This window comes from Marivita sp. GX14005 (assembly GCF_023370775.1).
Lineage (GTDB): Bacteria > Pseudomonadota > Alphaproteobacteria > Rhodobacterales > Rhodobacteraceae > Marivita.
Map to the genome: position 1 here is coordinate 18,563 of NZ_JAMCCQ010000004.1, position 23,257 is coordinate 41,819.

24 protein-coding genes are annotated in these 23,257 nt (G+C 63.6%); 12 read left to right on the forward strand and 12 right to left on the reverse strand.

What is annotated here, in order from left to right; translation table 11 throughout:
• Positions 1 to 18: 18 nt before the first annotated feature.
• The 4 genes from M3465_RS12145 to M3465_RS12160 form a co-directional block, all read right to left on the reverse strand.
• Entirely contained in the window at positions 19 to 1,020 is a 1,002-nt protein-coding gene (locus tag M3465_RS12145; protein WP_249502030.1) for an ABC transporter substrate-binding protein, read from the reverse strand.
• A gap of 193 nt (positions 1,021 to 1,213) precedes the next feature.
• Positions 1,214 to 2,047, reverse strand: coding sequence for a PPC domain-containing DNA-binding protein (locus tag M3465_RS12150; RefSeq protein ID WP_249502031.1), 834 nt, complete (start codon positions 2,045 to 2,047; stop codon positions 1,214 to 1,216).
• On the reverse strand, positions 2,044 to 3,648 hold the full coding sequence (locus M3465_RS12155; RefSeq protein WP_249502032.1) for an acyl-CoA synthetase: 1,605 nt from the start codon (positions 3,646 to 3,648) through the stop codon (positions 2,044 to 2,046). Before M3465_RS12155 ends, M3465_RS12150 begins: the two co-directional genes overlap by 4 nt.
• Positions 3,648 to 4,817 carry an acetyl-CoA acetyltransferase gene (locus M3465_RS12160; protein ID WP_249502033.1) on the reverse strand — a complete coding sequence of 390 codons (1,170 nt, stop codon included), beginning with the start codon at positions 4,815 to 4,817 and terminating at the stop codon, positions 3,648 to 3,650. The genes M3465_RS12155 and M3465_RS12160 overlap by 1 nt, the downstream gene beginning before the upstream one ends.
• 152 nt (positions 4,818 to 4,969) lie before the next feature.
• On the opposite strand from M3465_RS12160, the gene M3465_RS12165 reads away from it, so the two are divergent.
• The 3 genes from M3465_RS12165 to M3465_RS12175 all read left to right on the forward strand — a co-directional run bounded on the left by M3465_RS12165 (position 4,970) and on the right by M3465_RS12175 (position 7,859).
• Positions 4,970 to 5,974, forward strand: coding sequence for a DctP family TRAP transporter solute-binding subunit (locus M3465_RS12165; RefSeq protein ID WP_249502034.1), 1,005 nt, complete (start codon positions 4,970 to 4,972; stop codon positions 5,972 to 5,974).
• Positions 5,975 to 6,043: 69 nt separating this feature from the next.
• Positions 6,044 to 6,529, forward strand: coding sequence for a TRAP transporter small permease (locus M3465_RS12170; protein ID WP_249502035.1), 486 nt, complete (start codon positions 6,044 to 6,046; stop codon positions 6,527 to 6,529).
• A complete protein-coding gene (locus tag M3465_RS12175; protein ID WP_249502036.1) occupies positions 6,522 to 7,859 on the forward strand; it encodes a TRAP transporter large permease in 1,338 nt (445 codons plus the stop codon). The genes M3465_RS12170 and M3465_RS12175 overlap by 8 nt, the downstream gene beginning before the upstream one ends.
• A gap of 36 nt (positions 7,860 to 7,895) precedes the next feature.
• On the opposite strand, the gene M3465_RS12180 is transcribed toward M3465_RS12175, so the two are convergent.
• Complete coding sequence (locus M3465_RS12180) at positions 7,896 to 8,618, reverse strand: GntR family transcriptional regulator (protein ID WP_249502037.1); 723 nt, start codon at positions 8,616 to 8,618, stop codon at positions 7,896 to 7,898.
• Between the two features lie 113 nt (positions 8,619 to 8,731).
• Between M3465_RS12180 and M3465_RS12185 the strand changes: the two genes are divergently transcribed.
• From M3465_RS12185 to M3465_RS12225, 9 genes are all read left to right on the forward strand, one after another.
• Positions 8,732 to 9,718, forward strand: a complete 987-nt coding sequence (locus tag M3465_RS12185) for an ABC transporter substrate-binding protein (RefSeq protein WP_349305044.1) — start codon at positions 8,732 to 8,734, stop codon at positions 9,716 to 9,718.
• Between the two features lie 89 nt (positions 9,719 to 9,807).
• The gene (locus M3465_RS12190) at positions 9,808 to 10,776 is read left to right on the forward strand and encodes an ABC transporter permease (protein ID WP_249502039.1); all 969 of its coding nucleotides are present in this window, start codon (positions 9,808 to 9,810) and stop codon (positions 10,774 to 10,776) included.
• A gap of 13 nt (positions 10,777 to 10,789) precedes the next feature.
• Positions 10,790 to 11,722: an ABC transporter permease gene (locus tag M3465_RS12195; RefSeq protein WP_249502040.1), complete on the forward strand. Its 933-nt coding sequence runs from the start codon at positions 10,790 to 10,792 to the stop codon at positions 11,720 to 11,722.
• Between the two features lie 11 nt (positions 11,723 to 11,733).
• A complete protein-coding gene (locus M3465_RS12200) occupies positions 11,734 to 12,729 on the forward strand; it encodes an ABC transporter ATP-binding protein (protein ID WP_249502041.1) in 996 nt (331 codons plus the stop codon).
• A gap of 2 nt (positions 12,730 to 12,731) precedes the next feature.
• Positions 12,732 to 13,811: an ABC transporter ATP-binding protein gene (locus M3465_RS12205; protein WP_502846119.1), complete on the forward strand. Its 1,080-nt coding sequence runs from the start codon at positions 12,732 to 12,734 to the stop codon at positions 13,809 to 13,811.
• Positions 13,811 to 14,434, forward strand: a complete 624-nt coding sequence (locus M3465_RS12210; RefSeq protein WP_249502043.1) for a flavin reductase family protein — start codon at positions 13,811 to 13,813, stop codon at positions 14,432 to 14,434. Before M3465_RS12205 ends, M3465_RS12210 begins: the two co-directional genes overlap by 1 nt.
• Positions 14,435 to 14,441: 7 nt before the next feature.
• Entirely contained in the window at positions 14,442 to 15,641 is a 1,200-nt protein-coding gene (locus M3465_RS12215; RefSeq protein ID WP_249502044.1) for an amidohydrolase family protein, read from the forward strand.
• Positions 15,641 to 17,164, forward strand: a complete 1,524-nt coding sequence (locus tag M3465_RS12220; RefSeq protein ID WP_249502045.1) for an amidohydrolase family protein — start codon at positions 15,641 to 15,643, stop codon at positions 17,162 to 17,164. Before M3465_RS12215 ends, M3465_RS12220 begins: the two co-directional genes overlap by 1 nt.
• On the forward strand, positions 17,161 to 17,886 hold the full coding sequence (locus M3465_RS12225; protein WP_249502046.1) for an aspartate/glutamate racemase family protein: 726 nt from the start codon (positions 17,161 to 17,163) through the stop codon (positions 17,884 to 17,886). The genes M3465_RS12220 and M3465_RS12225 overlap by 4 nt, the downstream gene beginning before the upstream one ends.
• 12 nt (positions 17,887 to 17,898) lie before the next feature.
• On the opposite strand, the gene hemA is transcribed toward M3465_RS12225, so the two are convergent.
• Genes hemA through puhA form a run of 7 tightly spaced genes read right to left on the reverse strand, consistent with a single transcriptional unit; the run spans position 17,899 to position 23,243 of the window.
• The gene (hemA, locus tag M3465_RS12230; RefSeq protein WP_249502047.1) at positions 17,899 to 19,113 is read right to left on the reverse strand and encodes a 5-aminolevulinate synthase; all 1,215 of its coding nucleotides are present in this window, start codon (positions 19,111 to 19,113) and stop codon (positions 17,899 to 17,901) included.
• Positions 19,103 to 19,912: a putative photosynthetic complex assembly protein PuhE gene (gene puhE, locus M3465_RS12235; RefSeq protein WP_249502048.1), complete on the reverse strand. Its 810-nt coding sequence runs from the start codon at positions 19,910 to 19,912 to the stop codon at positions 19,103 to 19,105. Before puhE ends, hemA begins: the two co-directional genes overlap by 11 nt.
• Positions 19,912 to 21,039, reverse strand: coding sequence for a magnesium-protoporphyrin IX monomethyl ester (oxidative) cyclase (acsF, locus tag M3465_RS12240; RefSeq protein ID WP_249502049.1), 1,128 nt, complete (start codon positions 21,037 to 21,039; stop codon positions 19,912 to 19,914). Before acsF ends, puhE begins: the two co-directional genes overlap by 1 nt.
• A complete protein-coding gene (locus tag M3465_RS12245) occupies positions 21,036 to 21,332 on the reverse strand; it encodes an O2-dependent cyclase accessory protein (RefSeq protein WP_249502050.1) in 297 nt (98 codons plus the stop codon). Before M3465_RS12245 ends, acsF begins: the two co-directional genes overlap by 4 nt.
• 22 nt (positions 21,333 to 21,354) lie before the next feature.
• Positions 21,355 to 21,810: a photosynthetic complex assembly protein PuhC gene (gene puhC, locus M3465_RS12250; RefSeq protein WP_249502051.1), complete on the reverse strand. Its 456-nt coding sequence runs from the start codon at positions 21,808 to 21,810 to the stop codon at positions 21,355 to 21,357.
• Between the two features lie 5 nt (positions 21,811 to 21,815).
• The gene (gene puhB, locus M3465_RS12255; RefSeq protein WP_249502370.1) at positions 21,816 to 22,445 is read right to left on the reverse strand and encodes a photosynthetic complex putative assembly protein PuhB; all 630 of its coding nucleotides are present in this window, start codon (positions 22,443 to 22,445) and stop codon (positions 21,816 to 21,818) included.
• A 24-nt stretch (positions 22,446 to 22,469) separates the two neighbouring features.
• On the reverse strand, positions 22,470 to 23,243 hold the full coding sequence (gene puhA / locus M3465_RS12260) for a photosynthetic reaction center subunit H (protein WP_249502052.1): 774 nt from the start codon (positions 23,241 to 23,243) through the stop codon (positions 22,470 to 22,472).
• Positions 23,244 to 23,257 lie beyond the last annotated feature (14 nt).

Consider the following 23,257-nt stretch of genomic DNA (forward strand, 5'->3'; position numbering starts at 1 on the left):
GGCTCGCCCCTTTCACAGTCACAGATAGAATCCGTCATCTGGCAGCTTGCCGTTGATCGCGCCCATGTCCGGCCCGGTCATCGCCGTGAGCATCCGTTCGATATCGCCCCGAGCCTCGCTGGCCGGGCGGGCAACCAGATTGGAATGGGTGATCGACGCCGCCAGAAGCGGTGCGGGCATGTCCAGGGCCGCGCTGGCATGGCGCGCCGCCGCTTCGGGATCGGCCAGAACATCGGCATTCGCCGCGTCCAGTGCGGACAGGATCGCCGGAACGGCATCGTCATGCGCCGTCAGGAAATCGCCCGCAACTGCCAGCCCGGCTTGCGGCAGCACCGGCGCGGCGCCCGTCATCTCGCCCCAGGCGGTCTGAAGGTCAACCACCCGGCGAATATCCTTGCCCGCCGTCCTGCCCATCGCCACGGCGGCCGATGTGCTCGGCTCTGTCGTGAGTGCCGCCTCGACACGGCCGGCCAGCAAAAGCTGCATCGCCTCGACCGGCGTGGCGGCATAGGTGATATCGGGATCGCCCGCGATGCCATGATGCGCCAGAAGCTGCGCGAAGAGGATCTCCGGGGTATCGCCGCGGAACGGCACGGCCAGGCCGCGCCCCTTGAGATCGCCGATGGACCCGATCTCGGCATCGCTTGACGCGATATAGAGCAGCCCATCCGTCATCACGTTGGCGAGCCGGATCGGAAAGCCGCGATTGTAAAGGTTGGCCGCCGCCTGAACCGGCACGATGGAAAGTTGGATCGACCCGGAGGTCAGCCCCGCGCGCAATTCGTCGGGGCTGCGCCAAGCGGTCATGCTTGCCGCCTGCGCGAGATCGTCGAAGCGCCCGGTGGCGACCGCATGTGCGAGCGTGATCGATGGGCCGGCCGGCGGGCCGTAGAAGTCAAGTGCGGCGATCCCGCCCTGCGCGCGAAGCGGAAGGGGGCAAGCCAGCGCGGCTGCGCTGGCGGCTGCCCCGGCAAGGATGGCGCGACGGGTTGGATGCGTGGGGTGCAAGGGAACTGTCATGAAACGCTCCTTTTCGGCGGGATGCGGACCGATAATTCGGTATTCGCCTTACCGATTACGCCGCCGATACGCGCACCGCAAGAAAAGACTGATTGTTTCAGTCAGAAATAATGTCGCAGCGCCTTATCGCAGTTGCGTCGGTGCCATGGATGGCAGCCATCCATCACGCCATCCGGCAAACTCATCGATCCCATCAACTTCCGCCGATCAAAAGGACTTCGGCAGTGACCAGAACCGGGTTTTCGCCCTTGCGCAGAACGCCCCACCCATAGCCTCCGTCAATGCCGACCGACAGGGCTTCCAAAGGGTCTGCGTTGCCTCCGGCTTGCCCTCCGGTCAACAGAACTTCGGTCGCGTAGGAAGAAATGGCGGAGGTCTCGAAATGCGTGCCGATCAGGCTTCCGATGCCCTCGACCTTGACCGGCGTCGAGACATGCGTATCGGCAAGCATGTCGAGCGCGCGCGTGATGTCCTCGTGCGGGCGCAGCATGCAAAGCAGCGCGTTCGGCGGCGTATCCGGGGCTTCCGTCGGTTCAGGCGTAAAAAGGGTGAATTGCGTTTCCGGATCGGGCCGGGCAACCAGATGCGCGCCTGTCAGCGCCCAGCCTTCCACCTGCGTATCACCCGCGATTACGCTGCTGTCGGGCAACAGATGGCCTGCGTGGCGGGTGCCGTCCGGTCCGTGCCAAAGCCCATGGGTATGCGTGAAGGGCGCGCCGTCGCGCAATCCCAGATGTGTGCCGCCTGTTTCGATCACCGCCGCGCCGGGTGCCTCATGCGTGTCGCTATACCATGCGACATGGCCATCGCCCGGTGCAGGGGCCGGCATGACGAAGCAGAGCCGCTTCATCGGGATATTGCACAGCCGCAGGTAGCCGGCCTTTGCCCCCTGCTCCGCAAAACCCTGCGCCACCGCCTCGCCGAAACGCAACCCTTCGCGCAATGTGATCGACACACGCCGCGCATGACAGGGCAGAGCCACATGGCGCGCGGAATGAGCCGGGCCGGGATGAACGATCGGCGTCATGAGGGCGCAAGTTCGCCCTCGATCTCCTTGCGTGCAAGCAGCTCGTCGCGGATCGTCTTTTTGGTGATCTTGCCATAAGCCGATTTCGGCATCTCGTCCCAGAAGACCATGCGGCGGGGCAATTTGTAGCGCGCGATCCGATCGGCCAGCCAGTCGAGAACCTCCTGCGGCTCGGGCTGTTTGCCGTCTTTGGCAACGCAAACGGCAATGCCGACTTCGCCCCAGACCGGATCCGGCACCCCCAGAACAGCCGCTTCGGACAGCGCGGGGTGCATCAGCAGCTTCTCCTCGATCTCGCGCGGATAGATGTTGGAGCCGCCCGAGATATACATATCGGAGGCCCGCCCCGTCAGGTAGACGAACCCCTCTTCATCCATATGGCCAAGATCGCCGGTCAGGAACCAGCCGTTGCGAAAACTTTCGGCATTGGCCTTGGGGTTGTCGTGATAGCCGGCAAACACCGCCGGCCCGATCACCGCGATCTCCCCGGTTTCGAAGGGCGCGCATTCCTCTCCGCTCGGGGTCTGGATTTGAACCTGCATCCCGGTGCGGGCGAAACCGCAGGTGCCCACGCGCATAGCGCCATCCTCGATATGATGCTGCGCGGGTGGCAAGACGGTGATGTTACCGGTCACTTCGCCAAGGCCGAAATACTGCACCAGAACCGGCCCGAGCGCTTTGAGCGCGCGCACCTGATCGGCGCGATACATCGGGGCGCCGGCATAGATGACGTATCGCAGGCTGGAATGATCGAACCGGCCAAGGCTTTCGTGCTCCACCAGCAGCTTCACGATGGTCGGCACGGTGAACATATTGGTGACGCGCCATTTCTCGACCAGATGCCAGATCTCCGCCGGATCGAACTTGTCCTGCGCCGGAAGAATGGTTTTCACCCCATGCGCCACCTGCGCCAACTGGTGAACGCCCGCGCCATGCGACAGGGGCGCAACCACCAGCGATGCGTCCTTCGGGCCGGTGGCCGGCATCAGATCGCAAAGGTGGTTCGTCACCACAAAGGCCATCTGCCCATGCGTGAGAACCGCCGCCTTGGGCCGCCCCGTCGTCCCGGAGGTAAAGAAGAACCACGCGGGATCGTCACGGTCCACCGGCTCTGTCGAGCAGCTTTGCCCGGTATGGCGCGCCAGTATGGTCTCGTAATCCTCCGCGAAATCCGCACTGCCGATGGAGATGGTGAACTCCACCGATGGCGCACAGGCCGCCGCGTGCTCCTCGAACCGCGCACCGCAGATCAATCCGCGCGCGCCGGACGATGCGGCCAGCCAGGCGATGTCTTGCGGCGATTGCCGGAAATTGGCGGGAACCCAGACCGCGCCGAGCCGCCAGCAGGCGAACATCGCCTCGAACATCTGGTTGCAGTTTTCCGACTGCACCAAAATCCGGTCACCCTTCGACACCCCGAACTCGGTTTGAAGCGCGCGGGCGAAGGCCGCGGCGCGGGCTTCCATTTCGGCCCATGTCCAGCTTTGCGCGCCCCAGACGAACCCAGCCTCGGCGCTGTGACGCCGGGCCGTTTCGGTCAGGAAATGCGACAGGTTCATCACGCGCGTCGATGCCGGGACCATGCCGCCGCTGGCCGCCATCAGCGCACCTTTTCCATGATCGAAACGTAGTTGGCGACCGAGGCGCCGCCCATGTTGAACACGCCCGCCATCTCGGCGCCGGGGATCTGCATATCGCCGGCCTCGCCTTCGAGCTGCATCGCGGCCATCACATGCATCGACACGCCGGTCGCGCCGATGGGATGGCCCTTGGATTTCAGCCCGCCCGAGGGGTTCACCGGCAAGCGCCCGTCTTTGGCCGTGATTCCTTCGCGGATCACGCGGCCCCCCTGCCCCGGTTCCGCAAGGCCCATCGCCTCGTATTCCAGAAGCTCGGCGATGGTGAAACAATCGTGGCTCTCCACGAAGGACAGATCGTCCAGCGTGATCCCGGCATCGCCAAGCGCGGCCTTCCACGCCATCGCCGCGCCTCGGAACTGCAGGGCATCGCGATGCGACAGTGCCATGATGTCGTTGACATGCGCCCGCGCGCGGAACCCGATGGCACGCTTCATCTGCGCCGCGGTGTCCTCGTCGGCCAGAACGAGCGCCGCCGCCCCGTCGGAAATCAGCGAACAATCCGTGCGCCGGAGCGGGCCGGCGACATAGGGGTTCTTGTCGCTGACGCGATTGCAGAAATCGGTGCCGAAATCCTTGCGCATATGCGCAAGCGGATTGTCCATGCCGTTGCGGTGGTTCTTGGCGGCGATCATCGCAAGCTCTTCGGACTTGTCGCCGTAGCGCTGGAAATATCCCGCGGCGATCTGCCCGAAGAGGCCGGCGAAGCCGCCCTCGATATCGGCCTCTTCCTTGCGATAGGATGCGCTGAGCAGAATGTCTCCGACCTCGGCGGTCGGGGTGGCCGTCATTTTTTCGGCCCCGACGACCAGCGCGATCCGGCCGCGACCGGATTCGATGAAATCCATCGCGCCGTGCAATGCCGCCGATCCTGTCGCGCAGGCATTCTCGTAGCGCGTGGCGGGCGTATGTGCGAAGCGTTCGTCGCCCATCGCGACGAGCGCGCCCTGAAAGTCCTGTTTCGAAAACCCGTTGTTGAAGACGCCGACGAAGATGCCATCCACATCCTCCGCGTCGATCCCGGCATGCTCGAGCGCATCCGGAACGGTGGCCCGCATCAGGTTCTCGGTATCGGGATGATCCGACTTGCCGAACGCGCTATGCGCCCAGCCGACGATCTGTGCCTTGCTCATATTGCTGTCCTTTCGGTTGATCTCGTTTCACTGGAGCCGCTGCGCGCCAATTCTTGTTCCATGATCTTGTCAGAGGAAAGTCAATCGGTCCATGATGGGAAAGTCATCTGGGGTAATGACCGGCGCGGGCCGGTCAATGAAGGAGAATCACCATGAGTTTCATCAATTTCGGTCGCGCAGCGGCCGTCGCTCTTTTTGCGGGCGCCACTCTGGCCGTTCCGGCAGGTGCGGAAACGCTTCGCCTGTCGCACAATACCGGCGATGCGACGACATGGCATCAGGGTGCCGAAAAGTTCGGCGAATTGTTGAGCGAGAAGACCGATGGCGCCTTTGACGTGCGCGTGTTCCCCAACGCACAGCTTTCGGGCGGCGACCAGATGAAACAGGCTGAAATGGTCGGGCGCGGCGCGCTCGATCTGGTGCTGACCTCGGCCATCAACGTCACGCCGCTCGTTCCTGAAATGGCGGTCTTCTCGCTGCCGTATCTGTACGCGAATTACGATCAGGTCGACGCCACGACCCAAGGCGCGCCGGGCGAGACGCTGTCGGAGATCCTGGCCGAAAAAGGCATCAAGGTTCTGGCCTGGGGCGAAAACGGGTTTCGCGAGGTGACGAACAACGTGCGCCCGATCAAGACGCCGGAGGATATGAAAGGCCTCAACATGCGCGTTGCCGGGCCGATGTATATCGACGTGATGAACGCCCTGGGCGCGAACCCGCAGCAGATGCAATGGGTCGAGACAATGACCGCGCTGCAACAAGGCGTCGTCGACGGTCAGGAAAATCCGATCGGCGCGGTGATCATTCCGCAGCAGGTCTACGAGGTGCAGAAATACCTCACGACATGGCACTATTCCTACGATCCGATCTTCCTCGGCGTCGCGCAGTCGAAATGGGACGAGATGGACGCCGACACACAAGCCGCCATGCAGGAGGCCGCAGACGAAGCGATGGCCTATCAGCGGCAGATCACACGCGAGGGCACGGAAAACGGGATCGCCTTCCTGCAGGAAAAAGGCATGGAGGTCTACGAGCCGACAGCCGAGGAGCTGGACGCGTTCCGGGCAGCCACACAGCCCGCCTTCGACGAATGGGCGCAGAAAGTCGGAACCGATATCGTCGAGACATTCCAGACCACGATTGCCGATAGCCAGTAACGGTGTGCTGGAAGGCAAGCCCGGTGCACGGGCTTGCCCCTATCGCTTCATTCCCGAAGGGCCCTGACCATGCGTCTTGTCTTGCTCGATGCGGAAAAGATCATCTGCGCGGCGCTGTTTCTTGCCATGACGGCGCTTGGCTTCGCCAATGTCTTCGTGCGCTACGCAACGAACATGTCGCTGGCCGCGACCGAGGAATTGCTGACCAACGGCTTTCTCATCCTGACGGTTTTCGGTGCTGCAGTGGCGGCAAGGCGGGGGGAACATCTGGCGGTTACGCTCGTGCATGACAGCTTGCCGCGCATCCTGTGGCGCCCCGTCTTCCTCCTGTCCGCGGCGCTATCGGTCGGGTTGCTGGCCATTTCGGCATGGTTTTCATGGGCGTCCCTGGCCAACCTATACTCGAACGGCATGCGATCCTACGCGCTCGGTGTTCCGGCATGGTATTATCAGGCGGCCGTTCCCTTCGGGTTCGCCCTCATCATTCTGCGCTATGTCCAGCACGCCGCCGAGGTTCTGAAAGGCCGGGAGCGCGACGCGGTCCCGGATGTCTGAGCTTCTTCCCGACATTCCCGCCGGCACGCAAATGGTGATCGCGTTCTTTTTGCTCATGGCGCTGCGCGTTCCCGTCGCCTTCTCGCTGGGTCTTTCGGCGATCTATGCGATGTGGCTGATCGGCTTCGGCTTCGATCTCGCCGGTGATCTGATCGCTGCCGGCATCACCAAGTTCTCCCTTCTGGCGATCCCCTTTTTCATCCTGGCCGGAACGCTGATGGGCCGCCTTGGCATTGCCGAGCGGATGATCCGTTTCTTTCGCGTGCTGGTCGGAAACCTGCCGGGCGGTATGGGCGCGGTCGGCACGGTCGTGTGCCTGTTCTGGGGCGCGGTCAGCGGGTCCGGACCGGCCTCGGTCGCGGCAATCGGTCCGATGATCATCAAGGGCATGGAACAGGATGGCTATCCACGTGGCTACGCGGCGGGGCTTGTCTGCACCGGCGCCGCGCTGTCCATCGTCATCCCGCCATCGATCGGGCTGGTGATCTATGGCGTGATTGCGGAAACGTCGATTTCCCAGCTTTTCATCGCCGCAATCTTGCCGGGGCTGGTGATGGGCGCGGCGATGATCGCGGTGCTGCCCTTCGCCGCGCGAACGGCCGCCCTGCCGGCGCATAGCCCAAGCCTCGACGCTTTGAGCCCGATTGTTCAGCCCGGAAACAGCTACGGAACGCGCCTCTGGCAGTCCTTCCGCGACAGTTTCTGGGGGCTGATGACGCCCGTTGTGATCCTGGGCGGCATCTACTCCGGCATCTTCACCCCGACCGAAGCCGCGCTCGTGGCAACCGTGTATGCGCTTGTCGTGGGCGCCTTTGCCTACCGGACGCTGACATTGAGCGGCCTATACGACGCGCTTGGCGATGCCGCCGCATCCTCGGCGGTGGTCATGCTCGTGGTGGCCTATGCCAGCCTCTTCGGCTGGGTGGTCACGGTCGAGGATCTCGTCGCAAACTACTCGACCGCGCTGCTCGGGCTGAGCGGGAACGAATTCGTCATCCTCGCCGTGATCATGCTCATTCTGCTCATCGCCGGGATGTTCATGGACGCAGTCACCGTCATGTTCATCACCCTGCCGATCATCCTGCCGGTTGTCCGCGAACTGGGGTGGAATCCGGTCTGGTTCGGCGTTCTGGTCATGGTCAACCTGGCCATCGGCCTGATCACGCCGCCGGTCGGGATCAATCTCTACGTCGCGGCGAATGTCACCCGCCTCCCCATCGAACGTATTGCGCGCAGCGTCATGCCGTTCCTTGCCGCAAGCCTCGTCGGCCTCACCATCATCGCGGTCTTTCCCGGCCTCTCCGAATTCCTGCTTGCGTGGATGGAGTGACACACCCGCCCTGCCCGGCGAACGCCGCTGCCCGTCCTACCGCCCGAACCCAAGACTTTGGCCAAGATCGCTCGCCGGGCCAGTGCCCGGGTCAAGATCGAGACGGCTTTCGATGCCGAGCAGATGCGTCTTCATCAAGGCGGCCGCTTCTTCGCCACGGCCGGAGAGCACCAGATCGGTCAACCGGCGGTGCTCGTCGGCTTCGCATTCGCGCGGCGCGGCGGCCTCGTAAATCGCGATGATGAGCGAGGAACGCGCGATCAATTCGCGCACGAACTGCGCCATGATCGGGCTATCCGCCTGCTCGGCAAGGACCTGGTGATAGCGGCCGCAGCGGCGGATCACGCGCGCCGTATCTCCGGCCTCGCGGGCGGCATCCTCACCGCAAAGGTGATCGCTCAGCGCCTTGCGCATCGCCTCATCCGGCCGTTCGGCGGCGCGATGCACCAAATGACATTCGGTCACGCGGCGGGCGCGAAACACCTCGCGGGCCTCTTCGATCGTCGGGCGCGCGACGAAAGCTCCGCGATTGGCTTGCTGCACAATGACGTGATCGGCCGCCAGTCTCGATAGCGCTGAGCGCACCCGAGTGCGTCCGACACCGAAAAGGTCGCAAAGCTCGTCCTCTTTCAGATGTGTTCCGGGGGTAAGCTTGTGATCGACAATGGCGTCGAAAATGCGCCGGTAGATCGTATCGCTATCGACACGTCCGGCCTGCGGGTCGGTGACATTGGCCGCTTTGCTCCGGGGTAGGGACATCAAGATCGCGCCCTCCGTGGGCTATGGCCGGCATGGGGATCGAGCGCACGAAATTGGCGCCTTGCTGTCGTATACGAATTTTCACACAAAAAAAAGATTGAACGTATACGAAGATTGTATACGACGCGCGCACCGTGCTCACCGTCAATGACAACTGGTGGGACGAGCCGCAGCACAACCTGACCCGGATCGAATTCAGCCCCATCGGCTCGGACGCAACCCGCATCGCAGCGCTGCTTTCGGGCGAGCTGGATTTCATCACCCCTGCCCCTTTGCAGGATATCGACCGCATCAACCGCTCCGATGGTGCATCGGTGATCGTTGCGCCCGCGCTGCGCACCATCATGCTGGGCCTGAACCATGGCGACAAGCTGCATGATTCCAACGTGACGGACGCCAATCCGCTTGCCGATAAGCGTGTGCGGCAGGCACTCAACATGGCCATCGACATGGATCTGATCCGCAAGAAGATCATGCGCGAGCGGTCCCGCAATGCCGGGCTTCTGGTTGCCCCGCCCGTTCCGGGCCATGATCCCGACCTCGACAGTCGCCCCGCGCCAGATTTGGAGAAGGCCCGCGCATTGCTGACTGAAGCAGGTTATCCGGACGGTTTCGAGGTCGGTCTGGATTGTCCGAACGATCGCTACGTCAATGACGAAGAAATCTGTCAGGCGATCACCTCCATGTGGGCGCGGATCGGTGTGGATGCGAACCTGACGGCGCAGACTAAATCCAAGCATTTCGAAAAGGCGCTGGCGGGCGGCTCCGATATCTTCATGGTCGGCTGGGCGACACTACCGATGCTCGACAGCTACAGCGTGCTCTCTGCGCTGCTCCATACGCCCGGTGAGCGCATGGGCGCCTGGAACCCGGGCGGCTATTCGAACCCGAAGATCGACGAGTTGACAAGCAAGGTGGCAACCGAACTCGATAAGGAGGCGCGTCTTGCCATGATGACCGAGGCGCTGAAGATCGCGCGCGACGATGTGGCGATGATCCCCCTGCATCAACAGCCCTTGGCTTGGGCGGTTCGCGATGGCGTGGACATCCCGATCACCGCCGATAACAAACCGCGGCTCTGGTACGCGACGGTCGAGTAAGCCTCCCGCTCGGCCAGCCGGGCCTGCGCCCCCTCCCGGCGCGGGCCCGGACAACCCGGTCCAGACGCTGACAAGCCAAGGATAGACCCATGATCGCCTTCGTTCTGAGACGGTTGATACAATCCGTCATCGTGATGCTCGCCGTTGCCCTGATCGCCTTTTCGATGTTTCGCTTCATCGGCGATCCGGTGAACAGCATGCTTCCCGAAAACGCCTCTGCCGAAGATCGCCAGCTTTTGCGCGACCGACTCGGTCTCAATGAATCCGTCCCGGTGCAATTCGCACGCTTCGTCTCCGGCGCAGTTCAGGGCGAATTCGGAATTTCCTATCGCAACAAGCGCCCCGTCGCCGCGATGATTGCCGAACGGCTCCCCGCGACGCTGGAGCTTGTCGCCGCAGCTGCCATCTTCGCGCTGCTGCTGGGCGTCCCTATGGGAATTTACGCGGCGCTTTACCCCAAGGGGGTGCTGAGCAACTTGCTCAATGTCGTCTCGCTCATCGGCATATCGGTGCCGACCTTCGTGACCGGCATCCTGCTCATCCTCGTCTTTTCCGTCTGGCTGAACTGGCTGCCTTCTTTCGGGCGCGGCGATACGGTGCAGATCGGCTGGTGGAGCACGGGCCTACTGACCGCCAGCGGGTTGAAATCGCTGATCCTGCCGGCGGTCATGCTGGGGCTTTTTCAGGTCACTCTCATCATGCGGCTGGTCCGTGCCGAGATGATGGAGGTTCTGCGCTCCGATTTCGTGCGCTTCGCGCGTGCACGCGGATTGACCAATCGGGCAGTGAATTTCGGCCACGCGCTTGGCAATACGCTGATGCCGGTCGTGACAATCGTCGGACTGCAACTCGGTGCGATGATCGCCTTTGCCATCATCACCGAAACGGTCTTCCAGTGGCCTGGAATGGGGCTGCTCTTCATCCAGGCCGTGAGCTTCGGAGACATCCCGGTGATGTCCGCCTACCTGGTTCTGGTCGCGCTGGTTTTTGTGGCGATCAACATGATCGTCGATCTTCTCTATTTCGCAATCGACCCGCGCCTGTCGGTGCGGGCATGACGGAGGCATCATAATGACGCTCGAAGTCTATCCCCAATCCCGCCTCGCCGCAGTCCTGCGCAGCGATCTGTTCTACAAGTTCCGCACGTCCTATGTCACGCTCGCCGCGGCGCTGGTTACACTGGCGATCGTTCTGGCGGCCCTGCTGGCGCCGTGGATCGCACCGCACGATCCATTCGATGTCTCAACGCTCAGTCTGTGGGACAGCGAATTGCCACCCGTCTGGGCCGAGGGCGGCGATCCGCGCTTTCTGCTCGGCACTGACAATCAAGGGCGCGACGTGCTGTCGGCCATCCTCTACGGCTCGCGCATCTCGCTCGCGGTGGGGTTCATCAGCGTCGCTTTCGCGATGGCGATCGGTATCGTGATCGGCCTGGTCTCGGGCTATTTCGGCGGCAAGGTGGATGCGTTCTTCATGCGCATCGCCGATGTCATGCTGAGCTTTCCAACCATTCTGGTGGCGCTACTGGTCAGCGGGATCGTGCGCGGCGCCCTGCCTCGCGAAATGCATGACAGCGCGGCGCTGATTGTGCTGGTTTTTGCCATCACCGTGACCACCTGGGTGCAATATGCGCGGACCGTGCGCAGCTCGACCATGGTCGAGCGCGGGCGCGAATACGTCTATGCCGCGCAGCTCGTCGGGCGGCGTCCCTTCGCGATCCTGTTCCGCCACATCCTGCCCAACGTGATGGGCCCGGTTCTCGTGATCGCCACGATCAACCTCGCGATGGCGATCCTGATCGAGGCGACGCTGTCTTTCCTCGGGGTCGGCATGCCGCCCACCAACCCCTCGCTCGGCACGCTGATCCGCGTCGGCAACGAATACCTCTTCTCGGGCGTCTGGTGGGTGGTGATCTTCCCCTCGCTGACTCTGGTGGCGCTGGTGCTGGCGGTGAACCTGCTGGGCGACTGGCTGCGCGACGCGCTGAACCCCAAGCTGCGCTGAAAGGAATGAAGATGACCTTTTCTACATCCTCCCCCCCTGCCCCGCTGCTGAGCGTGCGCGACCTGTCCATCTGCTTCGACACGCGGCATGGACCTCTGCGCGCGGTGGACGGGATCACCTTCGATCTTGCGCCCGGCGAAATCCTCGGAATGGTGGGCGAATCCGGAGCCGGAAAATCCCTGACCGGTACCGCGATCACCGGGCTTCTGGAACGACCCGGACGTATTGATCGCGGTGAGATCCATTTCGAGGGCCAGCGTATCGACACGCTGGGCGCCGAAGAAATGCGCCGCCTGCGCGGGCGCAAGATCGGCGCGATCTTCCAGGATCCATTGACCAGCCTCAATCCGCTGATGACGGTCGGGCAACAACTTGTTCAAACGATCCGCACACATATGCCGCTCAGCCGGGAGGCGGCGCGCAAGCGGGCGATCTCGTTTCTCGAAGAGGTCGGGATCCCGGCACCCGAGGCGCGGATCGACCAGTATCCACACCAGTTCTCCGGCGGGATGCGGCAGCGCGTGGTGATCGCGCTGGCGCTTTGCGCCGAGCCGTCGCTGGTCATCGCCGACGAGCCGACAACGGCGCTTGACGTGTCGATCCAGGCGCAGATCCTCGATCTGCTCAAACGGATGTGCCGCGATCACGGCGCGGCGGTGATCCTGGTGACGCATGACATGGGCGTGATCGCGGAAACCGCCGACCGTGTGGCGGTGATGTATTCCGGCCGCGTGGTCGAGATCGGGCCGGTCGAAAAGGTCGTGCGAGATCCGCATCATCCCTACACGACCGGCCTGATGCAATCCATTCCACGCGTCGGCTCGGGCGCTGAGCGTCTGACCCAGATCGACGGCGCTATGCCGCGGCTCACCGCCCTACCGGACGGCTGCGCCTTTCACCCCCGCTGTCCGCGCGCCTTTGCCGAATGCAGCAGGAGCAAACCGGCATCCTTGCCGGTCGAGGGCGGCCATGTCGCCTGTCACCTCTATCAGGGAGAACCGGCATGACCATGACCGACGCAAGCCAACCCGAACCGCTCGTTTCGGTGCGCGGATTGTCCAAGACATTCGATCTGTCCGCGCCTTTCCTCAACCGGCTGATCGAACGCAAGGGCATGCAACATCTGCGTGCCGTCGATGGGCTCGATATCGAAATACCGCGTGGCAAGACCTTCAGCCTCGTCGGTGAATCGGGCTGCGGCAAATCCACCGTCGCCAAGCTGGTGGTGGGTCTACACGTCGCCACCGCCGGCGAAGTCCGCTTCGACGGCACCGATCTGACAGCGCTTCCCGCTGCCGAGCGTGGCACGTTCCGCAAGCGCATCCAGATGATCTTCCAGGACCCTTACGCCAGCCTCAACCCGCGCTGGCGCGTACGCGATATCATCGCGGAACCGCTGCGCAGTTTCGGCATCACGAACAGCCGCGCGGAAGAACGCGAAGAGGTGGGGCGCCTGCTCGAGATGGTGGGCCTGTCCGCGCAGGATGGCGAGAAGTTCCCGCACCAGTTCTCGGGGGGGCAACGCCAGCGCATCTCCATTGCGCGAGCGATCTCCTCTCGGCCCGAATTCCTGGTATGCGACGAGCCGACCTCTGCGCTCGATGTGTCGGTGCAAAGCCAGGTGCTCAACCTCATGCGCGACCTGCAGGACGAGCTGGGGCTGACCTATCTCTTCATCAGCCACGATCTTGCTGTGGTCGATTTCATGTCCGATTATGTTGGCGTGATGTATTTGGGCCGTCTGGTCGAGGCCGGCCCGGCAGAGCGTATCTTTTCCGCGCCCGAACATCCCTATACGCGCCTGCTGATGGACACCGTGCCGGATATCGCCATGGGCCGGCGCGACCGTGCGCCGGTCACGGGCGAGGTGCCAAACCCGATCAACCCGCCGCCCGGCTGTTCGTTCAACCCGCGCTGCCCGCTCGCCAATGCGCGCTGCCGCGAAAGCGCACCCGAGCTGATCGCCCGCGCGGGCGGCACCGTGGTCGCCTGTCATGCGGTGGCCGAGGGGCGCGCCGATCTGACCGGCACGGCGCCCGCCGGGATCGTGGGCCGCGATGAGCCGACCGCCTGCCGGGGGGCCGCGTGATGCAGTTCGATTTCGAAGCCCTGCCTGCGCCGGATCGCTACCGCTTGCTGTGCAGCTTTGTTGCCCCGCGCCCCATCGCGCTGGTTACGACGCTTGGCGCGGACGGCACGCCCAACGCCGCGCCGATGAGCTTTTTCAACGTCTTTTCCCAGGATCCTCCGATCGTCATCCTCGGCATCCAGGCCAAGCCGGACGGGACCGAAAAGGAAACGATGCGCAATATCCGTCGCAGCGGGGAATTCACCGTCAACCTGTGCGACATGGCCATCGCGCAGCGAATGGTCGATTGCGGCATCGCTTTCCCCGACGAGGTGGACGAGATCGCGCTGACCGGTCTGAACCACGCGCCCTCGCTCAAGATCGCGCCTGCGCGCGTAGCCGAGGCACCGGCTTCGATGGAATGTCGCGTTAGCCAGATCATCGATTACCCGCGCCGCGCCATCGTGCTGGGCGAAGTGGTGCAAATGCATGTGCGCGATACCTGTCTCGATGCCGAGGGCCGCTATGTCCGCCCCGAAAACTATCAGCCGGTCGCGCGGCTTCATGCCGACAACTACATCGTGTCCGACCGACAATTCGAACTGAAGGCGTCTGCACTTCCGGCGGCGGCTCAAGGCGGATGAGGCTGCTATGACAAGCGATATCGTTCTGAGAAACCTGCGCCCGATGGGCGGCGATACAGTGGATATGCTGATCCAGAAGGGACGCATCATCCAGATTGCGCCGAACCTGTCCGCGCCTGATGGACTGCCCGAGGAAGAGTGCGGCGGCGCGCTGGCCCTGCCCGGTCTTGTCGATGCGCATACGCATCTCGACAAGACGCTTTGGGGCATGGGCTGGCGCGAGCACCAGGCCGGCCCGTCCCTGCGCGAGAAGATCGACACCGAACGGCGGTTGCGCCGCGAATGGGATATCGACCCGCATCGCCAGTCGATGCGCCAAGCGCTTCTGTCGCTCGGTCACGGTACCACCGCGATCCGCAGCCATGTCGATATCGACACTGAGGTCGGGCTTGCGGGGCTTGAAGGCGTGATGCAGACCGCAGAGGCACTTTCCGACCTGATCGACATAGAAACCGTCGCCTTTCCGCAATCGGGGCTGATGAGCCGCCCCGGCACGGCGGAGCTTATGAACGAGGCGCTGCGTATGGGCGCGGATGTGGTCGGCGGGCTCGACCCGTGCGGCATCGATGCCGATCCAAAGGGTCAGCTCGACACCGTGTTCGACATGGCCGAGCGCTATGGCAAACCCATCGACATCCATCTGCACGAGCCGGGCGAACTTGGTGCGTTCAGCATGGAGATGATCCTCGACCGCACGCAGGCGCTGGGGATGCAGGGGCGCGTGACGATCAGCCATGCCTTCTGTCTCGGCATGCCGGACCGGGACCGCGTCCGCGATCTGATCGCCCGGCTGGCTGAGTTGCGCATCGATATCGCCACCGTCGCCACCCCGTCGCGCCCCGTGCCGCTGGCCGAGGATCTGCGCGCGGCGGGCGTCACGCTCTGCGCCGGAACCGACGGGATCCGCGATACATGGGGGCCTTACGGCAACGGCGACATGCTGGAGCGCGCCATGCTGCTTGGCCTGCGCAACAATTTGCGCGCCGATGCCGATGTCGAACATGCTTTCGCCTGTTGCAGCACGAATGGCGCCGCTGTCATGGGACTGGACGGGCACGGGCTGGACGTCGGCTGCAGTGCCGATCTGGTGTTGATCGAGGCCGAAACCGTGACCCATGCGGTCGTATCGCACCCGCCGCGCAAGGCCGTGCTGAAGGCCGGGCGCATCGTCGCGCGGAATGGCCAATCGCTAAAGGAGGCGCCGTGATGACCAAGCGTGAGAAGGGCCGCGTCCTTATGACCGCCGATTGGGTGGTGGGACACGAGAACGGACGGCATGTTCTGCTGCCCGGCGGTGAAGTGGTGTTCGAGAATGGCAGGATCGTCTTTGTCGGGCACGGCTTCGATGGCGAGATTGCCCGCCGCATCGATTGCGGCGCGGCGCTCATCGGTCCCGGTTTCGTCGATCTTGACGCGCTGGCCGATCTCGACACGACGGTTCTGGGCTTCGACAACCAGCCGGCCTGGAAAAAGGGCCGCGTGTGGCCCGAGAGCTATATGCAGGCTGGCCCGCGCGAGATGTACTCGCCGCAGGATTTGGTCTGGCAAAAACGCTACGCGTTCACGCGGCTGATCCGCAACGGGATCACTACCGCGCTGCCCATCGCCTCGCTCTTCTACCGCGAATGGGGGGAGACATGGCACGAGTTTGCCGGCGCTGCGGAGGCGGCCGAGGAACTGGGTCTGCGCGTCTATCTCGGCCCGGCCTATCGCAGCGGCAATACTTATGTGAACGCATTGGGCCAGATCGCCTTTCATTTCGACGAGGCGCGCGGTCTGGACGGACTGGCCGAGGCGCGGCGCTTCTGCGAAACATTCGAGGGGCGCGCGGGCGGGCTGATCCGCACCATGCTCGCGCCCGACCGGATCGAGACCTGCACTGAAACGCTTTTAACCCGGACCGCAGAGGTGGTGCGTGATCTGGATGTGCCGGTGCGGCTGCATTGCTGCCAATCCGCCTTCGAATACAACAGCGTCGTAGAGATGCACGGCGCAAGCCCGCCGCAATGGCTGGAACGTCTTGGATTTCTGTCGCCGCGCGCGATCCTGCCGCATCTGACCTATCTGTCGGGTGTGAACGGCATCGAATACGATTCGCCCGACCTTGCCATTCTGGCCGATAGCGGAGCGGCGCTGGCGCATTGCCCGTTGGTGATGGCGCGCGGCGGCACGATGTTGCAATCATTCGCGCGCTACCGCGATGCGGGGCTGACCATCGGTATGGGAACCGACACGCATCCGCCCGACATGATCCTGAACATGCAGATCGGGCTGATGACCGCGCGGCTGGCCGAACGCGATGCCGGGGCGGTCAGCGCGGGCGATCTTTACGATGCCGCCACGCTGGGCGGCGCGCAGGCGCTGGGGCGCGACGATCTGGGGCGGCTCGCCCCCGGTGCAGCGGCCGATATCACAGTGATCGCGCTCGACGATCCGGCCATCGGACAGATCATCGATCCGATCCAGACCGTTTGTCTCAACGGCTCCGGACGCGATGTGCGCGCAGTGATCGTGGACGGGCGGATCGTGATGGAGAACGGGCGCATTCCCGGCGTCGATCACGATACGCTGCGCCAAGGCGCGCAACAGCGGTTCGATGGCATGGTCGCACAATATCCCGACCGCACCTTCGGCCATCCTCCGCTGAAACGCATCTTTCCGCCCACCTACCCGATCCGTCCCGCCCCTGAGCGGACAAGAGAGCCATCCAAACGGAGTCAGCCGGCATGAGGCTTCTCGTCATCAACCCGAACACGACCCGCTCGATGACCGCCAAGATCGCACTTGCTGCGCGTGCTGTCGCGCGCTCCGGCACCGAGATCGTCGCTACGCAGCCGAAAACTGGACCCGAGAGCATTCAGGGCTTTCTCGATATCGCGCGCAGCCATCACGGCCTGCTCGAAATTGCCGAAAGTCATCGCGATGTCGATGCGACGGTCGTAGCCTGTTTCGACGATACCGGGGTCGATGCGCTTCGCTGTATAATGGAGGGGCCGGTCATCGGCATCGGCGAAGCAGCGTTTCACGCGGCTTCACTCGTTTCCTCACGCTTTTCGGTGGTTACGACACTCGCCCGCGCGATCCCGGGCCTGAAGGACAATCTCGATCGCTATGGGCTTTCGCGTCGCTGCGCCGGCGTGCGGGCAGCAGATGTGCCGGTGCTGCAACTCGAATGCGACCCGGGCGCTACGGAGCAACGCATTGCCACCGAGATCGCCGCGGCCATCGCCGACGACGGGGCGGATGCGATCGTGTTGGGCTGCGCCGGCATGGCCGATCTCAACCGCCGACTTTCGGGACGTTTCGGCTTGCCGATTATCGACGGCGTCTCCTGCGCGGTGACGATGGCCGAAGCGCTTTGCGCCGCAGGCCTCTCGACATCGAAAGCGGGCGCCTACGCACCGCCAGAGATGCCACCCCCTGCCCTGCGAGAAACATTGTTGCGAAGTTGAAGATCGGCGCGCTCAGGCGACTGCGCGGGCGATGGCGCATTGTTTCCACAGCATGACCAGCGCGCTGATGAGGTAATCGATATCGGCATCGCTGTGCAGCGGGGACGGCGTGATGCGCAGCCGTTCGGTGCCCTTGGGAACCGTCGGATAGTTGATCGGCTGAACGTAGATCCCCCATTCCTCCATGAGGTAATCGGCCAGCATTTTCGTTTTGACCGGATCCTTGATGAGCACCGGGATGATGTGGCTGTCGTTGCGCATATGGGGAATCCCGGCATTGTCGAGATACGCGCGCACCCTGGCGACCTGTCGGCGCTGCATTTTCCGTTCGACGTCCGATCGTTTCAGATGCGCGACCGACACCCGAGCGGCTGCGGCGACGGCGGGGGGAAGGGCCGTGGTGAAGATGAACCCGCTGGCGAAGGAGCGGATGAAATCGCACAGCGCCGCCGAGCCGGTGACATAGCCGCCGACAACGCCGAAAGCCTTGCCCAGCGTCCCCTCGATCAGCGTGATCCGTTCCGCCAACCCCTCGCGTTCGGAAATACCTCCGCCGCGCGGGCCGTAAAGACCGACAGCATGCACCTCGTCAAGATAGGTCATCGCGCCGTATTTCTCGGCGACCTCGACGATCTCGCGCATGGGGCAGATATCGCCATCCATCGAATAGACCGACTCGAACGCGACGATCTTCGGCACATTCGCCGGCAAGGCGCGCAGCTTGGCTTCCAGATCTGCGACATCGTTGTGCTTCCAGATGACCTTGGTGGCGCGCGAATGGCGGATGCCCTCGATCATGCTGGCATGGTTTCCCGCGTCCGACAGGATCACGCAATCCTTGAGCCGGCTGCCCAGTGTCGACAGGGCCGCCCAGTTCGACACGTAACCGGAAGTGAACAGCAGCGCCGCCTCCTTGCCGTGCAGATCGGCCAGTTCCGCCTCGAGCAAAACGTGATCATGCGTCGTGCCCGAGATATTACGCGTGCCCCCCGCGCCGGCGCCGCAGCGCGTGACCGCTTCGCACATGGCGCCCGTCACTTTCGGGTGCTGACCCATGCCCAGATAATCGTTCGAGCACCAGACCGTCACATCGCGCACCGTCGCGGCATCATGGCTGGCAGCGCGGGGAAACTGGCCGCATTTGCGTTCAAGTTCGGCAAAGACGCGGTAATTGCCCTCGGTCCTGAGCGCATCGAGTTGCGTTTGAAAGAGCGCGTCAAAATCCATTGGTCTTGCTTTCTTTGGGTCGGCGTGAGGGCGGTGCAGGCAGCATCCAGCGCCACAGGCGGGCATCGGGAAGCGGCACGATCATCAGCCAATGCTCGACCAGCGCCAGCGTGGAGAGCGCGCAAAGAAGCGTCGCCGCAACGATGGCGGCATCGGTTTCGGCCTGCGTCAGCATCTGGAAGAAATACGCCGCGCCGAGCGTGAGCACGGTGATCGACAGCGGAAACATCAGCGTCACGGGCCGCTGGCGGAAATAGCTGGGCAGATGCGCCAGCGGGATCGGCACGAATTCGGTATTGATGCGCGGGATGCCGAAAAAGAGGTTCATCTTGGCCGAAATGCGCGCAACGAAGAGGATGAGATAGGTCCAGAGCGCCACATCCGTCTGCCGCGAAAAGCACAGCGCGGCGACGACCAAAAGCCCCAGAAGAAGCGCGATTTCGTGGTAGGCCACGGTCCACCACGCGCGAGCGAAGCGTTCGGGCGGGCGCAGGCCATCGGGGCAGGACCGCCGTTCCGGGCCGCAAACGATGCCAGACAGGAACGTCAGCTCGATCCAGCCCCAGATCGCCAGCGCCCCCAGAAAGCCGCCATAAGCCGCTTCGATGCCCGTGCCGGAGGCCAAGACATGGACGGCCGCCAGCCCAAGCACCAGCACCGGCACGCTGGCAACGACATTCATCGCATGCGCCGCCGGCCCGCGCCTGTCGGCCCGGCGCACCGCGATCAGGATCGCGCCGGTGGAGAACCACCAGACGAAAATGGCCACACCGGCCGCGATCCAGATCTCGGTGAACATCAGTATGCAGGCTCCAGACGGCTGGTTTCGGGAACGTCATGGCGAATGACAGGGATCGTATAGAGCGCGGCGAAGCCGAACGCCGCCTTGGCCATTCCGGCCAGCCGCGAGACCGTGCCGGCAATGCCGCCCCGCTCCTTGCCCTTGGCGACCTGAACCGAAGCACGCTCCAGCCGGTCGAGATTGGGCCGCCAGCGCGGATGGTCGATATCCAGAGTGAACGGAAACACCTGCCGCGAGATCTCGGAGGTCTTGCGGAACACTTCCTGCCCATACCATGTGGTATCGACGCCGAGCGCTTCGTGGAACACCGGGCGCTGATGGTCGCGCACCCACATGGTGCTGTAAACCGCCGTCAGGAAGAACTTGATCCAGAACTTGTTGCCCCAGCTTTGCGTCAGCCTGGGATCGGTGCGTAGCAGCAAGGCAAAGGCCTCGCCGTGGCTGAACTCGTCATTGCACCATTCGCGGAACCATTTGAAGATCGGATGGAAGCGATGCTCGGGGTTTGCCTCCAGATGGCGATAGATCGTGATGTATCGCGCATAGCCGATCTTTTCGCTGAGATAGGTCGCGTAATAGATGAATTTCGGGCGGAAATAGGTGTATTTCTTCTGCTTCGTCAGAAAGCCCAGGTTGACGGCGATGCCCGCCTCGCGCAGCGCGTCGTTGATGAAACCGGCATGGCGCGCCTCGTCGCGGGCCATAAGTTGGAAAAGCGTCGTGATATCCTCGTTCGAGCCGCGACGCTTCATTTCCTTGTAAAGCACGCAGCCCGAAAATTCGGCGGTGCAGGAGGAGATCAGGAAATCGATGAACTCGCGCTTGAGCCGCGGCTCCATCCCCTCCCAATCGACATCGTCCCAGTCCTCGTTCTTCTTGAAATGGCCCCGGTTCGGATCGGCCTTCATTGCCGCGATGAGCCGGTCCCATTCCTCGCGCACGGGGGTGACGTCAATGGCGTCCATCTCGTCGAAATCGGTCGTGTAGAAACGCGGCGTCAGAAGCGTGTTCTGCATCGCCACATCGGTCGCGGCCTCGTTGCTGAGCGGGGGCAGCGCCTCCTGCCGGGCAATCGCTTCCTCTGCGGTGGCAGCGGTGGAGGAATGGGGAAGCTGCGCGTTCATGTCATCACCTCGTCGGAAAAGGAAAATTCGCAAAGCTCCATAAATTCCAGATCGCCGGTCGCGCGGGTCCAGAGCCGTTCGAGCGCGCTCGCCCGCGTGATCGTCGCCTCGCGCTTTTCCTCCACGACCTCGCCGTAAGGGGCCATGATCTCGCTGCCATGCACCAGCACGCTGTCGCCGGGGTGGATCACCGCGCCATTGTCGAGCCGCAGATGCGCGCTCAGCTCGTCGAAACGGTGCGACACCCGCACGGTGCAGGGGGCGGTTTCCGTCGTTCTTGTCAGCAGTCCCATCAGGTTCCCTCCTTCGATGGTATCAGTCGACCAGCCTGGCGAAGGCGGCGACATTGTCGGCCCCGTAGCCGATCAGCTCGATCGACCAGTCGGTGGCGGTGTCTTCGATGGCGATATGCCCGTTCTGGCGGCGCAGCACGCGGATCGGGGCGGTATCGGGCACCCCATGCGTGGCCCGGTCGCGCGCGAGCACGCGCCAGACGACGCCGATGAAGCCGTTTTTCTCCTCGCTCGAATGGGCGATGAGCGCATTATCGGCGCCGCGCACCTCGACCGCGCCGTCGCGCCCGCCGATCAGCCTCACGCTGCGTTCGGCGGCGACGGGCGCCTTGACCACGGCACCGGCCAGCGGCGCATCGATCAGCCGTGCGAACCCGGCGATGGCGAGCGCCAGGCCCATCAGAATGAACATCGCGATCACCATGACGCGCGGAACAAGTTCGGGCTCGCGCTGGTGGTTGGTGGTTTGGGTGGTCATCTCCGTCACTCCGCTGCAAGGGCTATGGGGTGAGCCGGCGCAACCTGCGGCACGCTCTGACGGCACTCTGCCGCCTCCGCGAAGATCTCGGCGACGGCGGCCGCCTCGGGAATGGAGCGCAGCGACGGCTGCGTGCGCGCCATGATCCATGGGCGCACATGCGGCCAGGTCATCAGGTAGGACAGGCGCGTTTCTCCCAGAAGCTCGAAGGCGATTGTGCCGTGGCCGGATTTGCGCAGATCGATGCTGGCGCTGCCGATCTGGGTATAGGGCAGGTTCAGCGTCACCGTCAGCGCCGCGCCGATGCGCATGGCCACCCGCTTGTTGGTGAGCGTATAGACCGTGCCGCGCGCCTGGACCGCCGCGATGCCGAGCAAGAGCGCGCAGCACACCGCCCCCAGAACAAGGAACGGAACCGCGTGTCCCGCCGCCACGGCCAGCGGCAGCTCAACCGATGAAACGCCGAGCCGCCAGATCGCCAATACTGCGAAATAGCCCGCCACCCAGGGCAGCATCAGCGCTTCGCAGGCCAGCCGCCATGCCGAAGGGCTGCCTTGCCACAGGATATGCTCATCTGGCGGCAGGGCTTCGGGCAATCCGCGAACCGGCTCGAATTTGAAATCGTCATGCATGATGCATCCCCCGTGTCGCGGATCGGCTCAAAGCTGCGCTTCCAGCCGTTTCGGATCGGCGTAAAGCGTGCCGCCGGCATACCAGGCCATGATCTTCTCCTCTTCGAGCAGCGTGATCCTGTCCTCCGCCTTGATCTGCGGCACCCCGGCGAATTGCGCGCCATAGAGCGAGCGAACGGCGACGCGGTCGGATTTGATCCGGCACAGGTTGATGGGGATGAGCCGGGTCTGCCCCGTCCCTTCGGGATTGAGATCGACCGTCAGGAACCGCACGAGGCTTTCCGGCACATCGATCCACATATCGATCACGCGTCCGACAACCTCGCCGTCGCCGGCAACGACCGCCTTGCCGCGCGGATCGCGCCCGCCGCTGACCTTGAATTCCGGCAAGGTCGAGAGCGGGCGGATCTTGGGATGGCCCAGCCCGTCCAGTTCCGGCACATCGCGGCGATTGGCCCAGGACGCCGGTCCGACGCCGTCCTGCATCGGGTCGCCCGTCGGAAGATAGGGAAAGCCGGAGGTTTCGGAGCTGCGTTCTAGCGCGACGTTGTGCCGGTCTCCGCGCTGCTGCGACGGCACGCTGACGCTGCCGCGCCCATGCGGCAGGTGGAAGGTCTTGTCACTCGGCAGCGAAAACAGCCCGGACCAGAAGCGCCCCTTTTTGGTTTCCTCCTCCAGCGGATAACCTTCGCGCATGTTTTCGGTTTGCAGGTAATAGACGAGCAAGGCGAAAAAGACCCAGAACGCCCAGATGGCGGCGCTTGCCAGATCGAAATCACCGAAGAATGTATGGCCCAGCATGATGGTTTCCTTTC

Bases quoted from the DNA above. Each gene is read 5' to 3' on its own strand.
- puhC (WP_249502051.1), bottom strand. From the start codon at position 21,810: ATGACCACCCAAACCACCAACCACCAGCGCGAGCCCGAACTTGTTCCG.
- M3465_RS12220 (WP_249502045.1), top strand. From the start codon at position 15,641: ATGACCAAGCGTGAGAAGGGCCGCGTCCTTATGACCGCCGATTGGGTG.
- M3465_RS12215 (WP_249502044.1), top strand. From the start codon at position 14,442: ATGACAAGCGATATCGTTCTGAGAAACCTGCGCCCGATGGGCGGCGAT.
- M3465_RS12175 (WP_249502036.1), top strand. From the start codon at position 6,522: ATGTCTGAGCTTCTTCCCGACATTCCCGCCGGCACGCAAATGGTGATC.
- M3465_RS12225 (WP_249502046.1), top strand. From the start codon at position 17,161: ATGAGGCTTCTCGTCATCAACCCGAACACGACCCGCTCGATGACCGCC.
- M3465_RS12170 (WP_249502035.1), top strand. From the start codon at position 6,044: ATGCGTCTTGTCTTGCTCGATGCGGAAAAGATCATCTGCGCGGCGCTG.
- acsF (WP_249502049.1), bottom strand. From the start codon at position 21,039: ATGAACGCGCAGCTTCCCCATTCCTCCACCGCTGCCACCGCAGAGGAA.
- puhE (WP_249502048.1), bottom strand. From the start codon at position 19,912: ATGTTCACCGAGATCTGGATCGCGGCCGGTGTGGCCATTTTCGTCTGG.
- M3465_RS12145 (WP_249502030.1), bottom strand. From the start codon at position 1,020: ATGACAGTTCCCTTGCACCCCACGCATCCAACCCGTCGCGCCATCCTT.
- M3465_RS12210 (WP_249502043.1), top strand. From the start codon at position 13,811: ATGCAGTTCGATTTCGAAGCCCTGCCTGCGCCGGATCGCTACCGCTTG.
- M3465_RS12165 (WP_249502034.1), top strand. From the start codon at position 4,970: ATGAGTTTCATCAATTTCGGTCGCGCAGCGGCCGTCGCTCTTTTTGCG.
- puhA (WP_249502052.1), bottom strand. From the start codon at position 23,243: ATGCTGGGCCATACATTCTTCGGTGATTTCGATCTGGCAAGCGCCGCC.
- M3465_RS12190 (WP_249502039.1), top strand. From the start codon at position 9,808: ATGATCGCCTTCGTTCTGAGACGGTTGATACAATCCGTCATCGTGATG.
- M3465_RS12205 (WP_502846119.1), top strand. From the start codon at position 12,732: ATGACCGACGCAAGCCAACCCGAACCGCTCGTTTCGGTGCGCGGATTG.
- hemA (WP_249502047.1), bottom strand. From the start codon at position 19,113: ATGGATTTTGACGCGCTCTTTCAAACGCAACTCGATGCGCTCAGGACC.
- M3465_RS12195 (WP_249502040.1), top strand. From the start codon at position 10,790: ATGACGCTCGAAGTCTATCCCCAATCCCGCCTCGCCGCAGTCCTGCGC.
- M3465_RS12245 (WP_249502050.1), bottom strand. From the start codon at position 21,332: ATGGGACTGCTGACAAGAACGACGGAAACCGCCCCCTGCACCGTGCGG.
- M3465_RS12160 (WP_249502033.1), bottom strand. From the start codon at position 4,817: ATGAGCAAGGCACAGATCGTCGGCTGGGCGCATAGCGCGTTCGGCAAG.
- M3465_RS12180 (WP_249502037.1), bottom strand. From the start codon at position 8,618: ATGTCCCTACCCCGGAGCAAAGCGGCCAATGTCACCGACCCGCAGGCC.
- M3465_RS12200 (WP_249502041.1), top strand. From the start codon at position 11,734: ATGACCTTTTCTACATCCTCCCCCCCTGCCCCGCTGCTGAGCGTGCGC.
- M3465_RS12155 (WP_249502032.1), bottom strand. From the start codon at position 3,648: ATGGCGGCCAGCGGCGGCATGGTCCCGGCATCGACGCGCGTGATGAAC.
- M3465_RS12150 (WP_249502031.1), bottom strand. From the start codon at position 2,047: ATGACGCCGATCGTTCATCCCGGCCCGGCTCATTCCGCGCGCCATGTG.